Raw genomic sequence first — 16,092 nt, forward strand, 5'->3', positions numbered from 1 at the left:
ACGGATAAGCCCTTGCCATTCGCTAGTAGTTAACGTTTAATAACAGCATGTTATTGAACGGTGACCTTCCTACAGAGGACTTTCACCTCATTAGTTCATGCCCATGCTGGGCGTACACAAGCGCAGTCACAGGGACAAAGTTTCCGCTGCGCTCCAACTTTTCCCGTGCTGCGGGCGTTAAGCATCAATATGAAGCCTCTACCCATCGATTATGAAAATGGCATCCCTGATTATGCAGAAACTCATTTTTTGCATAAGCATATAGATGACCTCCTTGATCTCTCAAACACAGGAGAGTATCGAGATCATGATGTATGTGAAGGCTTATGGGAGTTGGTTGTACGTATTGGCAACAATCCAGAAGGCATAGACTCTAGTCGTTCGTTGCGAATATTTAAGTGGTTAAAGGGGCATTGGCCTAGTGGTAATATAGAATATTTAGACTCTGCAACAGCAGTTCTATTGAACTTGCGCCACTCAAAAAGCTACATTGAATTTTTGCAAGAAAAGCTTACTTCTGAGATTTCTTCTGATGAGGTGGCGATGATTAAAGATGCATTATCGGAGTTTCATGCTTAACAAAACAAGGCAATCTGACGTCTTACTCTCCACTTGTTTTTATGCGGTAAAATACTCGCATAAAAACAAGTTCCGTTTCATCCGCTGTTGCTTGCGGCGTTAGTTGTACACGCATTAAGGAGTTTTTGTGCACCAATCAAATTTTTCAAAGTGGGTTTTGTTAGCGATCTGTTTAATCGCAACTCTAGCTGGTGTTTTTCAAATAGGTAAGTTACTTGGTCTTGCTATTTACTCAAATAGTTTTAGTGTTAATTCAATCGAAATTTGGCAAGTAGGCTTAATTAGTTCAGGTATTTGGGGCGTATTTGAGTTTGTAAGAACTATGAAAAAGTTGAAAACTTCACCCAAGTACAACTAACAAGAAAATAAACAAGGACACGTAACAGTTGGCTACATTTCGCTTCGCTACACAATTTTAGCCAACAATTACTTAGCACGTTAATTGGGCGTTGAGGCTGTAGAATTTCTCCAACGTGGAAAATCACGGATGAAATCTATGTTCAGAGAGCCCGTAAAAGCAATTGTTTCGTCGGATATGGTCTCAGATTTCACGTAGCAACGCGTTTTGAGGCTTAATTTTTAATGATTTTTGAGTCTATTTTTTTAAAAGAGAAATTCTACAGGCTCGTTAGGTTACTCAAGGAAGTCATGCGCAAATATCTACTAATGTTAATCTCAATCTCATTCTTTCATGTGAGTGCACAAGATTTAGCAACACTCCACAAAGAAAGTGGCGCTTCATTACCTTCATATTTTGATAAATCAGAATTTCAAAGTTATGAATTTAAAACTTTTGGAATTACTGAAATAGGTCTACAAAAAACTTCTTGTTTTGGTCGTTGCCCCACATTTTTACTAAACATTAAAATGGATGGCTCTGTTTATTACGAAGGGCATAATTTCGTAGAAAAAATGGGAATATATACTGGAAAACTTGAAAAGTATCAGCTAATAAATATATTGGCGTATATAGATCAAATAGCGTTCATGGATTTTCAAGACGTATACTCCTACGATGTTACGGATCATTCATCTATATATACAATGGTTAAAACTAATTCTGAACAAAAGATTATTAAAAATTATGCTAATACAGGGCCTTCTAAATTGTGGGCTTTAGAGCAGTTAATGACTCAGTTATTAACTGAAGTAAAATGGGATAAAGAGTAGCATACAAGGCATTCAAACGGAAAATTATAGTTGGCTGTTTTTCGTCGGATGTGGTCTCAGGTTTCACGTAGTAACGCGTTTTGAGGCTTAATTTTTAATGATTTTTGAGGCTGTTTTTTCTAAAAGAGAAATTCTACAGGCTCGTTATATGCACCTAATAAGTTGATTGTAGTCGTCATAACAAAATCAGCTAAAAGTCATAATGACGTCAGGTATTTTAAATCAGCTTTGCTAAGATGACCACTTGTTAAATCACCATTTAACGTATTATCAATGATAACCACTTCAATATGGATGTTAAAAAATTCGTTAATTTCAAATTAAGGATAAGTTATGAATCGTACTTGCATTTCAATTGTATTACTATTTTTTACTATAACCTTGAGTGGTAATAGTTATAGTAAAGATAAATATCAAGCCGAAGAAAACCGCTATTTTGGCGAAAAAATACCTGACTTAACACCTAAGCTTTTTGATCCCAAAATAGTCTCTCCAGAAGGACGTTTTGACGGAGGAGTCTTTACGCCAGATATGAAGGAGTTCTACTTCACTAGGAAGCACGGGAAATATAAAAAGCGCGCATTTTTTGTTATTAGATATGAAAACAATACTTGGGGACAGGAATCTGAGACTGATATAAGGTGGCCACAATTCTCCGCTGACGGTAATGTGATGTATATTGGAAAGGAGTATAGAGAGCGAACCGAAACTGGGTGGTCGGAACCCAAAAGCCCAGGAGAGTTTATCAATGATATGGCACATGGAAGATCGGTTTCGTCCAAAGGAACTTATTATTATTCTGTTTCTAAAAAAGGAGACACGCCTGGAAATGGCGCTATCTATTATTCTCGCGTTATAGACGGAAAATATGAAAACCCTGTAAAAATGAATCTTGATATTGATTCAGGAAAATATATTGGTGGCTCTCTTATTGCTCCAGATGAATCCTATTTAATCTGGTATATGGATAGAGAGGACGGGCATGGCCAATCAGATATGTATATCAGCTTTAAACAGAAAGATGGCTCTTGGATACCCGCAATAAATATGGGCCCACAAATAAACACAGATATGCAGGAAAGCGCTCCACAACTGACACATGATGGAAAGTATCTATTTTTTACTAGGGGAGACTGGAAAGTAAAAGAAGATGGAAGTCGTAATTACGTAGGGAAAAGATATTGGGTGGATGCCAAGGTGATTGAGAACCTCAGATCCAAACAATGAACTACTTAGCGTATGAGTTAGGTTCATATAACAAGAGACTTTGGCGCTTCCCACACTCATTCAGCAACATGCCATCTCTCAGCATCGAATTTAAGATCACAACCATCTTTCTTATGCAGTCCATCTCGTTATCAACGACTCATACTCATCGGCCATCCAACGTTAATATTTTTGATTAGTGTTCGTTTTCATAATAAGGTGGCTCTTGGTGGATTTTCTACTCATTACTTCAGGGCGGGTTCGAGACCCAGTAGACAACTCGAGTGTTTTGCTTGGAGTCGTTTGTCGCGTTCGTTCTTGTTATCGGACTCTCAATAAAGGAGCCATCTCTCAATCGAACTACGACAAATGAAAGCTTTAGTTACAGCTAAAGCCTGGATCTCACATTACCCGAAACAGGGAGTTATTTGTAATTTGGTGGGTTTATTATCCATACAAGCCACTAAATTCAGATTCACCAAAGCTGCCATGCCATTTTCTGAGCAAATCGCCCGCCAGAACTTGGTTCACTTGTTAGATGGGCGTTAGGTTTCAGGGAGCATTTGGTGAAATTGGTAGGCTCTAAAACAGAAAAGGAATTCGAAGCTGTACTAATAAAAAATACTTCATTAGTTTTGTCTCATTCGGTGAATTCCCACTTAAAGACTTTCTTGTTGGAAAATGAGATCGATCCCGACCAAGTCATAGTCTTAGAATGTTTTCCGGATGATGGTTCTATATTTTATTTGTTACTTATAGAAAACAGATTAATTGGACGAGTAGAAGTTGAATTATATGCTCCTGAACGCACAGGTATGGATACCGTTACACTGCAAGAGTATCGACATAAATTAAGTAAGACGCAGCAAATAAAATTAGCAGTAGCAATGAACTTACTGAGAGCTTCAACCTAATTCATAATAACAAAAGAGGTTTCATTGAAATTTTTAGCATTCTTGTCTTTTCTGTTTTTTGCTCCTTGGGAGCCGCTAATGCTGGCGTTGAAATACCAAGAAGTAACACTGTCGAGTTGACTGAACCTTCAACCAAAAAAATTTACCCCATATTCATAAAAATACCTCGTTCATACCAGTCGAGTAAAGATCGACAATACCCTGTGATTTACTTAATGGATGCACCATATAGCTTTCAAATTGCGTCAGGTTCGACTCGGTTCCCTATGAATAGTGATGCCATCGAGTTTGGTGAAAGAGAAGATATGGTTTTTGGTGCGAAACAACTTGCAGAGAAAATTAAAGCTCAATCCGGTGAGAACACTCTTCTTAAGTTTAGTGTTATTGATGGCACTAGGCATGCCACAGCCTTTCCAACGACCTTGATTCAAGGGTTGGACTGGATTTATGGTAAAGAGTAAGTAGTTTGCAAGTAACACACTAAGGCAGCATAGAGTTTGCTCACAGCACTCTCCCCTCTTGAAGGGCTTATATATTTAAGGCGTCTTCAACCATTGTAGTAAGGAGACATATTAATGGATGAATCTAAAAGTGTTATACATAGTGAAGAAAAAAACGAAGGTAAAGGGCTTCAAATTGCATCTCTATTCTTTGCAATACCAGTGATCAGTCTTACATACTCTGCGATACAGAATCAATCATTAGGAAGTCTTTTTGGCGCAGTGGGATTTTTATCCGTAGTGATACTATTGTTTGTAATGGGCTCATTTCAAAAGAAAAAATATAATCAATTGGGAGTGACACCATTAACATTAGTGCCATCTGTTTGTACCATAGGAACTGAATTTAGCGGCTCTATCGAAATTGGACGAGAAAATTTTAATAAAGTGAACAGTTTATCCGTCAGTTCTTGGAAATATAGAAAAGTATCCGACAGCTACCGTTTTGAAAAAGTTTGGGAGTCTACTTTAACACCAACAATAAAATATAATAAAAACAATACTCTTTTAGAATTCAGCTTTACCATCCCAATAGGACATAAACCTTCATATAAAAGATTCTTTTCCAGCAATAAACATCATTGGGAGATCAGTTTCGAATTTGTAGAATCGATGAATAGTATTCAAAGACGATGGAAGATACCAGTACAAGCATAACCAGAGACAATGGTGTCAACGACCTTGAAGAACACTGGAACTCGAACAACGAAAATAATCACTTTGAAGTGGAAATAATATATTGATGAATATCGATGTTGCTTTGGTCAACTCATTTACTGTAAATGGAGAAGGTGGGAATCCTGCAGGTGTTGTTTTTAATGCAGATAGACTATCGGATGCTCAAAAATTAACAATTGCGCAAGCTGTAGGATATTCAGAAACAGCTTTTGTTTCCGATGATGACACCGCTGATTTTGAGGTTTCTTTCTTTACAACAACAGGAGAAGTCGACTTTTGTGGCCACGCGACGCTAGCGGTTTTTTCCACTATGTACCAAAAGGAAATGGTTACAGCAGGCTCTTATGTTCAACGTACCAAAGCTGGAATGCTGTCAGTGCTCATTGAGTCTGATGGCAAGGTTGTTATGGAACAACAATTACCTCAAAAAATAGATTGTTTTTCCTATCAAGACATTTCAAATATTATTGGTATTGAAAGGGACATACTAGCAAGCACCAAATTACCTATTGAAGTGATTTCAACAGGACTACCCGATGTGATCATTCCTGTTCCTAGCGGGTATTTAGATGCCATAGAGCCAGATGATAAACTTATCGCAGATTTTTGCAGACAACATAACCTTGTTGGTTTACATGTTTTTGAGCTTTGTGGATCGCAAAGTAAGCTCACAGCAAGTTGTCGTAACTTTGCTCCACTATTTGGTATCTCAGAAGAGTCAGCGACAGGTAGTTCGAGTGGCGCTTTAGCATGTTACCTGACAGAGCATCTAGCGTTAGGCTGTGATTATGTTTTTGAACAAGGCAGAGCAATGAATTGCAGATCAATCATAACGGCATCTGTTAAGTCAGATGATTCAACCATTACCCATGTAAAAGTGGGTGGCTTTGCCACCAGTATTGGTACGGTAGTCATCCCCATCTAAAAGAAGCCATGGTATCAGTAGTTAAATTTACGTTTCGTGTATATTTTTGATTAGTGTTCGTTTTCACAATAAGATAACTATTAGTGGGTTTTCTACTAACGACTCGAAGATAAAAATCGAAACCCTGTAGACAATTTTACTTGGAGTTATTTGTAATTAAGTAGGTCTATTATCCATACAGACATTTAAAGTGGGACTGCTAACAATTTGCTCTGTTTCGCTTAGTTACACATTTTAGCAAACTATTATCCGCCTGAAATGGGCGTTAATTTATCAATGAATAAGCTCCTACTTCTTTAGATAATCATTTTTAAAGTTAATACAACCCTTGAACTTTGGAGCTTTAACTCTCACCGATTTTGTTCAACAAAACTCTAAAACCATAAGTCTTACATCGAAGAGAAAAACACTAAAGTGTGAACGCGGCTGTGACCTTCCGTGACATGGATGTCACGGCAGAGGCTATAGGGATATACTTGCGCCGAGTCACAGAGGTGGTTACACATTCAGCGAGCCGCAGGCTATAGATTAATGAGAGTTTATGGTTATCAATAAATTAACCCAGCACCGACTATATCCTATGAAGCCAAAGCTAAATGATATTTGAAACTTATTCTCCGACAAGTTAACAATTCTCTTGTGTCAGTTGAAAGTTACAAATAAAAAAACCATCAACACAATCAAGGTGTCGATGGTTTTTCATTTTAATGCTGCTGACACTACCGAAGTTACAGCAATTTATAGCTCGAATAAATTAGAACAAAGTTGGTACACCTAGATAAGTGATCACTAGACGATTTTGATACTCGTTTTTATAGTTCCAACGTGAAATATCGTAAATAGCTTGCTGATAACGTCCCTGAATGAACAAGGTATCGCCCTCTTCTAAGTGCATCACGCCATTGACGGCAGCGATTCCAGGAATAGCACAACCATAATTTGCAATGTCAGCAAAAGTAACTGGCCCTATTGAGTGGTTACCACCTGGAGCAGCAGCATTAGGGACTGAGATGCCGATACGTAACAGGTATCTGCTGCCACATTTTAGTTGTGAATAACGGGCATCGACATTGTATAAACCTGCTGCCGGTGCTGTAAATATATGTGAATTGGTATCAAATGAAGTATTGAAATTGATCTTAGTCGTATTATATTCAACGACTTTAATACTGCCATTGTTTGTTTCAGTAAGCTCATCGCCAGAGATATAAGCATCGACCACAACTTGGTGATTTGGGATCCAAGTTGCATTTGCTGATGAAGCGATTAACAGGGTTAACCCCGCAGTCGCTAATGTAAATATTGACTTCACGTTTCTCATATATTCTGCTCTCCACGTACTGTTTATGTTAAACCCCCGCTCACCCACAGAGCATTACTCTGCGATACAGGTAAAAAACGAAACAATATATTCACACAAGTTATTACACTTGTAAACTTATTTATAATATAAAATGCAATGAAATATGCAACTTTGGAATGAAAGTCCTTAATCTAGTGAAGTTCATGTAGAAAAACTGTAAAAATACACTTTTATATTCAGAAGAATAGTTCATTCAACTGGCATATGAATCCTCGTTTTACAAAACATAAACTCAGCCCTCACCTACTAAAGTAGGAAAAAACTCCTCACAAACGTTAATGGATCTATCTCCCAATTTTTTATAACTTAACTAAAAAGATTGATAGGAGAGAACCCTTTGTTAATAAAGCAGATTTTTTCACATTTCAGCTTAGTGATTATCACAAGTGGTATGAGTGTGATTGTGTTAACGAGCAAGGTTAATGCAGATGATTTGACACCCATAGCCAACACATCACCAGAGGTTATCACCGTGCTCGGCCAGGCAATTGATCATGAGATGCTTATTTATCCCGGTGCGCATCAACATGCTGACAACGAAGAGATTAAACGCAGTTTAGATACTAACCTTGGGCAATTTCTTAAAGACAAATTTGCAGGTGTTAGCGTCAACGATGTGCAAAATAACCCTTTTCAAATGGATATGCAGTATCGGGGATTCACTCTCTCTCCTCTGTTAGGTCTGCCCCAAGGCATCTCGGTTTATGTCAATGGAGTCCGTTTTAATGAACCTTTTGGCGATACCATTAATTGGGAGTTGATCCCCCTTAGCGCCCTAAGTGACGTCAGCCTATTTTCTGGTTCAAACCCACTATTTGGCCAAAATACACTCGGTGGAGCTTTGGTGCTCAACATCAAGGATGGTTTTACATTTCAAGGCTCAAATATAGACCTAAGTGCAGGTAGTAATGGCATGGGCCAACAAACCATTCAAGTGGGTGGCAACAATGGCGCGTTTGGTTATTACGCTGTAGTGAGCCGTTATCAGGAAGATGGCTGGCGGAAATATTCACCAACAGAAGTCACTCAAGCTCTGGGACGCTTTAGCTGGAAAGCAACAAATACAACACGCTGGGACCTGCTAACATCTTTTAGTCAAAGCGAACTTATTGGTAATGGCGCCGTCCCTTTCGACTTAATGGCCTTAGAAGGCAGAGATGCGGTTTATACCCATCCTGACAAAACTGAAACCAACCATGGCTTTGCTTCTCTGTCTGGTAATATTGAATTGAATGACGCGATGACACTGGATCTCAACCTCTATTACCGTCAGAGCAAAACCGACGCATTAAACGGTGATGACAGTGATTTTGAAGAGTGCATTCAAGCAGGTAAAGAGACTTTATGTGATGAAGATGATGAACCCGTTCGCTTTCTCAATCCTGATGCAACAGCATTTAACGGCAGTTTAGAGGATTTGGGTCTAGAAGCTGACGATCTCGATGGCCTCAATAACACCTCTAACACAGATCAAAAAGCCATGGGGGTCACAGCTCAATGGTCAATCGATACACAACTGCACCAAATGGATGCTCAATGGGTTTTAGGGCTCGCTGCAGACTTTGCTGACATCAACTTTCAGTCAGACACCGAATTTGCAGAGTTATTAAATGACACACCTGAGGCTCCTCGAGCAACACAAGCCGTTGGTTTATTTGATGCTGACTCGGTGGTCAGACTCGACAGTGAACGTCGTCATTACTCTGCTTTTGTTGCTGGCAGCTTAGCAATAGCTGACGATCTCACACTTACATCTGCACTGCGGTACGATGCAACCAACATCCACATGACGGATTTAGCGCCTGGAGATGATGGTAAAACCTTAGATGGCGATCATGACTTTACTCAAATAAGTCCGTCAATTGGGATCAACTGGGCATCCACCGCTAACACGTCTTTTTTCGCATCTTATGGTCGCTCAAGTAGAGCCCCTACCCCAGTAGAATTGAGCTGCGCAGATCCTGATGCTCCCTGTAAACTGCCCAATGGTTTTGTTTCTGATCCGCCTCTAGAGCAAGTCATTACCGATACGTTTGAAATAGGCGCTGAATATACTCAAAGCTCTCTCTCATTGGGTTTAACCTTATTTCATGCCCGCAACCAAGATGACATCATCTTTCAGCAAGCATCGGGGCTACCCTCTGAAGGCTTTTTCGCTAATGTGGGAGACACTGAGCGCCGTGGCGGTGAAGTCTATTACACGCAGCAACTTCAGGATTGGCGATTTACTCTGTCGTACAGTTACTTAGATGCCACCTTTGCATCAGACTTTATCTCATTCAGCCCTAACAATCCCCTTGGAGGAGATCGACAAGTCAGCGCTGGCGATGTCATTCCAGGTCTGCCCAAGCACAATGTTAAAGCGGGGATTGAGTGGTACATCGGCAACCTTACTCTCGGTAGCGATGTTAAATACCAGAGTGGGCAATATTATCGGGGGGATGAAGCGAATGAAAATGAGATGATATCGGGTTTTACCTTAGTTGATCTCAAGGTTATTTATCAGATTAATGATTGGATCTCTATTTACAGCCGCATCGATAATCTGTTCGATGTTGACTATGAAACCTTTGGTGCTTATGGAGAGTCAGATGAGGTTTTAGCCAATATCTATCCCGGTTTTGATGATGCTAGATTTGTAGGTCCTGGTGCACCAAGAACATATATCGCTGGCCTCAATATTGAATTTTAGCCTTAAATATCAAATTATTACTATTTTTACAGGTTTCTTATTATGGGTAGAAATCGGGAGAAATAAACTCCTCCCCAGCTTTGCCCTGCCTTTTTCTGGTTCTCATTTCTAAAGCGTTACATAGTTAATTGGTGTTCAACACTTTCAACATATAACGAGAGAAGAGATTAATACCATGATAAAGAATAAAAATAATATTAAGTTAACCACCGTTCTAGGTACTCTGGGTATATTAACTTGTTTAGGTGTCAGCAGTATTGCGCAAGCAGTGCCTTGGTGTCACAGAGGAACCATCGTTCAAATAGCTGATGTGAATTGGAGCCAAGCACAAATCATGGCCAATTTCACAGGTTCCATTCCGGGTGGCGTAGCAGATACAGAGGTCTACACTACATATCACTCAACCAATAACTACGGCAATACCTTTGCAGGTGGTGGCGGTGGTTTTGGCGGTTACAGTGTGCCGGGTTCTGGTCAGGTCCGCGTTATCCATTACGCACCTTATACACTGACAAACATGGTTGGTCCTGGCTATTACTTTACCAGCCAAGGCGTGAAATTTAAGCTGGATAAATGCTATACCATTCCTCCACTAATGGAACATAAAGAGGTAGCGATGTTTGAACCAGCTAAACCAGAAACAGGCTTTGAAGCCGTTCCTTATGAAAACTTAAGAGCTATCACTGAATATTGGCGCGAAGGTGATCAAGAAAGAGAACAGCCAAGAAAATAACCCATAAGTGAAGCTGTTTACAAATAGGCCCTAACGGGCCTTTTTTACTAATAAAAACCCGCCTAGCGATATATCCACATAATATTCCACTTCAATTGAGATTATTTCACTATCCATGATACGTTTACCCAATAGAGTAATATTAATCATGGTGGAAGATGTTAGATAAAGTTAAGTTTCATTGGGTATTTTTATTGTTTATTTTTGGGCAGAGCCACACCCTAGCAAATAATCTTGATACTTGTTTTAAATCGAATACTGATAAGGCCAAGCAGTTAACTGCCTGTGAAAATAGCCTTAGTTCGGTAACTAAAGACAATCCTGATTATTTTGATATTAAATTACAATTACTTATAATTTATACCTCTCAAGGCGCCTACTCTCTCGCCAATCAAACAGACATCACTCTTGCCAGCCTGTCATTAGATGAATACCCACTGAATAAACAATTCAAATACTTACGCTATCGCGGCATCCTAAAATATCGTCAAGGACTTTATCCGCAAGCCCTATTAATATTTGAACAAGCTTATAAGCTCGCGGAAATAGATCAACAAACCTTATTAGAGGCCAAAGCTTTGAGTGATATAGGCACGGCCAATATGGCCATGGCGAACCATAAAGAGGCGATATCCGCTTTCCACCAAAGCTTATTAATAAAACAGAAAATAGCGTCCCAAAAAAGCATTGCTATCACACTGAATAACTTGGGTTCTGTTTACCTTAAAATGGAAGACTGGGTTCAAGCTGAACATTACTATTCACTGGCGTTAACTCTCTATCGAAATGAGGGAAATACCGCCAGTGAAGCCCACAGTTTAGAGAACATCGCTGTAGTGCAGATGAAACAAGGGAAGTACACACAGGCACTTGCAGGTTTTGAGCAGTCATTGCAGTTTTTTACTGATAAAAAACAAGAGGTCGCTCAACTCAGGTTACTGATTAATATCGCTGAATTGAACTTACTTCAACAGCAATTAACCGCAGCAAAAACGCACCTAGAGTTAGCGCAAAAAATAGAATCAAGATTAGGAAACAATGCCTTAACGCTTCCTCTCAAACTCAATTTGGGCAAACTGTTCATTCAACAAGGCCTATACCAACAAGCTGAATCAATCTTAAAAACAGGATTAGAGTTGTCATTAAATAATAAAGACAGCGGCATCACGACAAGTTTTTATCAAGCCCTTATTGATAACGCCGTAAAATTCTACCGCTGGGAGCAAGCCTATCTTTATGAAAAAAAGCTAGAAGCACATTTACTGCAAGACTATCAACTTAAGTTTGATCAATCCTTAGCAAATACCCGTGTACAGTTCGAGTATGAGCGTCAACAACAAGCCATTGAGTTATTGGATAAAAAAAATAAAATCAATGACCTACTTATTCAAAGCCGAAATACTCAGCTCTTGGTTCTGAGTCTGTTTATCATCATCATGGCCGCCGCTATGTATGGCCTTTACTACCGACAAAAACAGCACAGACTAGCTGAGCAACGAAAACTTGAACAACAAATTAATTGGCATAGAAAGCGCGTAAAACAACTGGGCGTATCTCATTCAGCACTAAAAGCGGCATTTGGTCAGCTTCCGCAAGCGTTACTTGTCGTGAGTAACAGTGAACAGCTGGTTTATATCAATCAAAGTGGCTGTGAACTGCTCCATCAAGATGAAACAAACCTGGTCGATCAGCATTTGGAGACGGTCTTCCCTCGCACATCGCTCAACTTTTGGGAGCAATGGGACAGCGAATCAGAGCTTGATAATGTACAAGTGAGCAATGTTCAGATTAACTCACCTGAAGGCCCACAAACACTGGATATTTGGTTAACTAACGTCTCCAGAGGTGAACCTATTGCTGTGATCAATATGGCAAAACATGGTGAATTGACGACTCAAAAACCGATTAATTCATTGCTGACAGAGCAAGACTTTCAACATAAGTTGGTAGACTTAATGTTCCACTGTGTTGAATTTTGGGAGGTAACCACTCAATCGACCCGTATTGAACTGGCAGAAAAAAGTGGGATTTGGCGTGTATCAATAGATGATGGCAGGTTACGAACTCGCTCTTTAGATCGCTATCTTTCCGTGCAGTTACTCCCCAAAAAACCTAGATGGAGAGAGGTATTAAGAACCGCCCATTATGTCATTGCAGAATGTCAGCTTGATGGCGAGCAGGAAAGCACCATCAACTTGAAATTGACGGCACTTAACCAGCATCTACACACTAAAGCACTACTTTAAGTAAACGCTTTAGTTAGACAGATTTACCTGATTTGTAATTTACGCCCCTGTCTATTGGGGGCCATTTCACACAGTCCACAAGCAAACTTCACTCCTTGAGTAATGGAGTACACATCATGATGATTATTATCACTGTTTTTCATGCTTTCAGGTCCATAAAAAATAGGACGAACCGTACCATCATCTCCATAAGTGCTGACGTTTCTCAAATCATACGCTAATGAACTACACAAATTATTGGTTGCCGCTCTTGCGAGTCCATACTCATCATCAAATTGACCACAACTTTTAGTGTTAACGTCCCCCATACCTGAAGCCGGACACACATCCTCAGCAAAACGCTTAAAACGAGTCAAATGCAAAGGGGTTAACGTAAACTCACCTAAGATCACGACATTACCATTCCTGCACCACTCTCCCTCTATAGGCTCTTCATGGGCTAATACCGTTGCTGATGCCATCATATTTGCCGCAACCATTAATGCAATAACACACTTGTTCATATTCTCTCTTCCCTAATCTAAACTGGTCTATTCTTCTCATACCAAACTAATACTTCAACATGCAAAAAGTAATCAAAATAGGGGGTAAAAACAGGGAGAAGTCTTTCAAATTGTATTTTTTATCTTTTAAAACAATTAACTAAATAATGAAAAGAGATCTCAAATAGAAATCTCTTTTACGTTTAAGCATCCATTAACTAGTCTGCGTAGTAGAAATTTCCACCCCAGATAAAGGGACTCGACCCATTGGGTGATGTCGCAATAAAGCAGTTTGCACCGTCATAAACACTACTCGCAGGACATGAGGGTATGGCCGTTGGCGTAGTATAGAAATTTCCGGCATAGATGAAGGCCGTTGTTCCAGATGGAGCGGAGTTAATATAACAATTAGCACCATCATTACTGCCAAGCGTACAGGCATTATATTCAGAGTAGAAATTATTAGCGTAGATAAAGCCCGTTGCTGGCTTACTCATCACATAGCAATTTGCACCATCAAAACTGCCTATCGGACACACATTACCCGGTAGCGGTGTTGTATAGAAATTGCCACTCCACTCAAAAGCGGTTGTACCACCAGCAGCTGATGCAATATAACAGTTAGCTGAATCATCACTGCCTACTGAACATGCATCATATTGGTGATAAAAATTGTTAGCGTATATAAAGCCCGTCGTAGGCTTGGTCATCACATAACAGTTAGCGCCATCATAGCTACCTAGCGGGCAATCTGTAAAACTGGGTTCAACATAGTAATTCCCAGACCAGATAAAGCCAGTCGATCCACTTGGAACTGGAGTGACGTAACAGTTTTGGCTATCAAACCAAGGCGTAATGATGCTTCCATCATGTGCGATAACAGGATCTGTACAAGGCTGTTTCCAAAAAGACAACAGGTTTGGTGAACCGCTGCCTATGGAGGAAAGCACGCCCGGCGTCGCATCATTGATCATCTGTGACATAATATCAGCAGGTGTTGCTGCAGGATTTTGAGCTAATAGAAGCGCTGCAATACCAGAAACATGAGGCGCTGACATCGAAGTTCCACTGATGGTATTGGTGGCGGTATTGGAACTACTCCAACTAGAAGTAATATCAGAGCCTGGCGCAAAGATATCAACACAACTGCCTTTATTAGAAAATGATGAGCGTTTATCATCGTCAGCCGTTGACCCTACGGTTATCGCGTCATTGACTCTCGCTGGTGAGAAGCCACAGGCATTGGCATTACTGTTACCTGCCGAAACAACATAAGTCACGCCTGAGTTAATCGATGTTTGCACCGCATTATCTATTGTTGGATTTGCGCCTCCCCCTAGACTCATGTTTGCTACACCAGTACCTCCGGCATTAGCTGTCACCCAGTTGACCCCAGCGACAATAGTTGCAGTCGTGGAGCTACCAGTACAACCAAATACGCGAACGGGATGCACTGTCGCACCTTTGGCAAGACCATGAGCAGTCCCTAAAATAGTGCCTGATACATGGGTACCATGACCAATACAATCTGTATTAGGACTACCGCCAACAAAACTTGCACCGACACCGACACGGCCAGAGAAATCATTATGTGTCGCACGTAGGCCTGAGTCGATAACATACACATCCACTCCGACTCCGGTTTCTTGATAGGTAAATCGACTGTCTAAGTTAAGCGCTCTTTCATCAATACGATCCATGCCCCATGAAGGCACGGGATTTTGTATCGTATGCAGCTGAACTAACCCATCTCGACTTATCTCTAATACGGCTTGCTCAGCTTCTAAACGGGCTAAACCTTCTTTGTTAAACACCCCAGAAAAACCATGAAATACCGCATCGTACACATAATCAAGTCTGCCATTCACACTAGCACTGAGTTCCTGAGCAACACGTGCTAGCTCTTTATGATTAATATCTTTATCCAGCTGAACCAGATAACGATTAGGAATTAATGGAGAGCTAAGGCAAAAGGAAAAGGCACCTTCAGCAAGTTCGGTTTCTAGACAAGCCTCCCATTGAAACTTAGCCTGCTGAAGCTGCTCATTAACCCCAGATAGTCTGACACCATCTGGCGTCAACTCAGATTCAAATCGAGAGAGTTCTTTGGCTTCACCTTCATCTAATGCCAAGGTCAATTTAGCAGAGAACATACGCCCTTCACGCTCAATGATTGCCGAAGTCTCCTCTTGAGACAGTGCTTTGCCTGATAATTCAGCTCGATGAGTAGAGCTCGCTCCCCGCCAATCATCATCTAACATGATTTGAAGCATCTTTAACTCTGCGCCCTCCCTCTGTGCTGAAGTCTCGATAAGATAAGGTGATGCCTGCTTACTCATCTCACCTGCAGTGAGGTTACCGCTTGCGACCAGTGCAATCGTTGAAGCTAATAGATAGTAACGTTGAAATTTCATCGTCTGTCATTCCTTTTATTGTTATACCAATCAGTATAAGAAAACCAAAGGCAAACTCAGGATTGCCCTTAGTACAAAAGAGATAACAGACAGGGAGAATTTATGCCGCTAACTTCATGGGCAAAATAGGTGGAGTTCAGACAATTTAGGGAGAAGAAAAATTATAAATATTATTTTTCAATGAGATGAA

General features: G+C 40.2%; 14 protein-coding genes. 11 read left to right on the plus strand and 3 right to left on the minus strand.

Annotated elements, in window-relative coordinates; translation table 11 throughout:
- Positions 1-189 precede the first annotated feature (189 nt).
- The 8 genes from FN961_RS17705 (at position 190) to FN961_RS17740 (ending at position 5,972) form a co-directional block, all read left to right on the plus strand.
- Entirely contained in the window at positions 190-579 is a 390-nt protein-coding gene (locus tag FN961_RS17705) for a hypothetical protein (protein WP_144041512.1), read from the plus strand.
- A 127-nt stretch (positions 580-706) separates the two neighbouring features.
- Positions 707-937 carry a hypothetical protein gene (locus FN961_RS17710; protein WP_144041513.1) on the plus strand — a complete coding sequence of 77 codons (231 nt, stop codon included), beginning with the start codon at positions 707-709 and terminating at the stop codon, positions 935-937.
- A 290-nt stretch (positions 938-1,227) separates the two neighbouring features.
- A complete protein-coding gene (locus tag FN961_RS17715; protein ID WP_144041514.1) occupies positions 1,228-1,749 on the plus strand; it encodes a DUF6438 domain-containing protein in 522 nt (173 codons plus the stop codon).
- A 333-nt stretch (positions 1,750-2,082) separates the two neighbouring features.
- The gene (locus tag FN961_RS17720) at positions 2,083-2,976 is read left to right on the plus strand and encodes a hypothetical protein (protein WP_144041515.1); all 894 of its coding nucleotides are present in this window, start codon (positions 2,083-2,085) and stop codon (positions 2,974-2,976) included.
- A gap of 545 nt (positions 2,977-3,521) precedes the next feature.
- On the plus strand, positions 3,522-3,869 hold the full coding sequence (locus tag FN961_RS17725) for a hypothetical protein (protein WP_144041516.1): 348 nt from the start codon (positions 3,522-3,524) through the stop codon (positions 3,867-3,869).
- A 215-nt stretch (positions 3,870-4,084) separates the two neighbouring features.
- Complete coding sequence (locus FN961_RS26225; protein WP_308426231.1) at positions 4,085-4,330, plus strand: hypothetical protein; 246 nt, start codon at positions 4,085-4,087, stop codon at positions 4,328-4,330.
- 114 nt (positions 4,331-4,444) lie between these two features.
- Positions 4,445-5,026 (plus strand): hypothetical protein, encoded by a 582-nt coding sequence (locus FN961_RS17735; RefSeq protein ID WP_144041518.1) that lies wholly within the window; start codon positions 4,445-4,447, stop codon positions 5,024-5,026.
- Positions 5,027-5,111: 85 nt separating this feature from the next.
- Positions 5,112-5,972, plus strand: a complete 861-nt coding sequence (locus FN961_RS17740) for a PhzF family phenazine biosynthesis protein (protein ID WP_144041519.1) — start codon at positions 5,112-5,114, stop codon at positions 5,970-5,972.
- A 754-nt stretch (positions 5,973-6,726) separates the two neighbouring features.
- On the opposite strand, the gene FN961_RS17745 is transcribed toward FN961_RS17740, so the two are convergent.
- Entirely contained in the window at positions 6,727-7,284 is a 558-nt protein-coding gene (locus FN961_RS17745) for a hypothetical protein (protein ID WP_229814723.1), read from the minus strand.
- A gap of 388 nt (positions 7,285-7,672) precedes the next feature.
- Between FN961_RS17745 and FN961_RS17750 the strand changes: the two genes are divergently transcribed.
- The 3 genes from FN961_RS17750 (at position 7,673) to FN961_RS17760 (ending at position 13,006) form a co-directional block, all read left to right on the plus strand.
- Complete coding sequence (locus FN961_RS17750; RefSeq protein ID WP_144041521.1) at positions 7,673-10,027, plus strand: TonB-dependent receptor; 2,355 nt, start codon at positions 7,673-7,675, stop codon at positions 10,025-10,027.
- 175 nt (positions 10,028-10,202) lie between these two features.
- Positions 10,203-10,760, plus strand: coding sequence for a hypothetical protein (locus tag FN961_RS17755; RefSeq protein ID WP_144041522.1), 558 nt, complete (start codon positions 10,203-10,205; stop codon positions 10,758-10,760).
- Positions 10,761-10,918: 158 nt separating this feature from the next.
- Complete coding sequence (locus tag FN961_RS17760; RefSeq protein WP_144041523.1) at positions 10,919-13,006, plus strand: tetratricopeptide repeat protein; 2,088 nt, start codon at positions 10,919-10,921, stop codon at positions 13,004-13,006.
- Between the two features lie 23 nt (positions 13,007-13,029).
- Here FN961_RS17760 and FN961_RS17765 read toward each other — a convergent pair whose 3' ends face one another.
- Entirely contained in the window at positions 13,030-13,509 is a 480-nt protein-coding gene (locus tag FN961_RS17765) for a hypothetical protein (protein WP_144041524.1), read from the minus strand.
- A gap of 197 nt (positions 13,510-13,706) precedes the next feature.
- On the minus strand, positions 13,707-15,902 hold the full coding sequence (locus tag FN961_RS17770) for a S8 family peptidase (RefSeq protein WP_144041525.1): 2,196 nt from the start codon (positions 15,900-15,902) through the stop codon (positions 13,707-13,709).
- Positions 15,903-16,092: the final 190 nt, after the last annotated feature.

The organism is Shewanella hanedai, assembly GCF_007197645.1.
Lineage (GTDB): Bacteria > Pseudomonadota > Gammaproteobacteria > Enterobacterales > Shewanellaceae > Shewanella > Shewanella hanedai.

Coding starts and splice junctions, on each gene's coding strand:
- FN961_RS17705 (WP_144041512.1), top strand. CDS start 190: ATGAAGCCTCTACCCATCGATTATGAAAATGGCATCCCTGATTATGCA.
- FN961_RS17715 (WP_144041514.1), top strand. CDS start 1,228: ATGCGCAAATATCTACTAATGTTAATCTCAATCTCATTCTTTCATGTG.
- FN961_RS17760 (WP_144041523.1), top strand. CDS start 10,919: ATGTTAGATAAAGTTAAGTTTCATTGGGTATTTTTATTGTTTATTTTT.
- FN961_RS17765 (WP_144041524.1), bottom strand. CDS start 13,509: ATGAACAAGTGTGTTATTGCATTAATGGTTGCGGCAAATATGATGGCA.
- FN961_RS17755 (WP_144041522.1), top strand. CDS start 10,203: ATGATAAAGAATAAAAATAATATTAAGTTAACCACCGTTCTAGGTACT.
- FN961_RS17720 (WP_144041515.1), top strand. CDS start 2,083: ATGAATCGTACTTGCATTTCAATTGTATTACTATTTTTTACTATAACC.
- FN961_RS17770 (WP_144041525.1), bottom strand. CDS start 15,902: ATGAAATTTCAACGTTACTATCTATTAGCTTCAACGATTGCACTGGTC.
- FN961_RS17740 (WP_144041519.1), top strand. CDS start 5,112: ATGAATATCGATGTTGCTTTGGTCAACTCATTTACTGTAAATGGAGAA.
- FN961_RS26225 (WP_308426231.1), top strand. CDS start 4,085: ATGGATGCACCATATAGCTTTCAAATTGCGTCAGGTTCGACTCGGTTC.
- FN961_RS17735 (WP_144041518.1), top strand. CDS start 4,445: ATGGATGAATCTAAAAGTGTTATACATAGTGAAGAAAAAAACGAAGGT.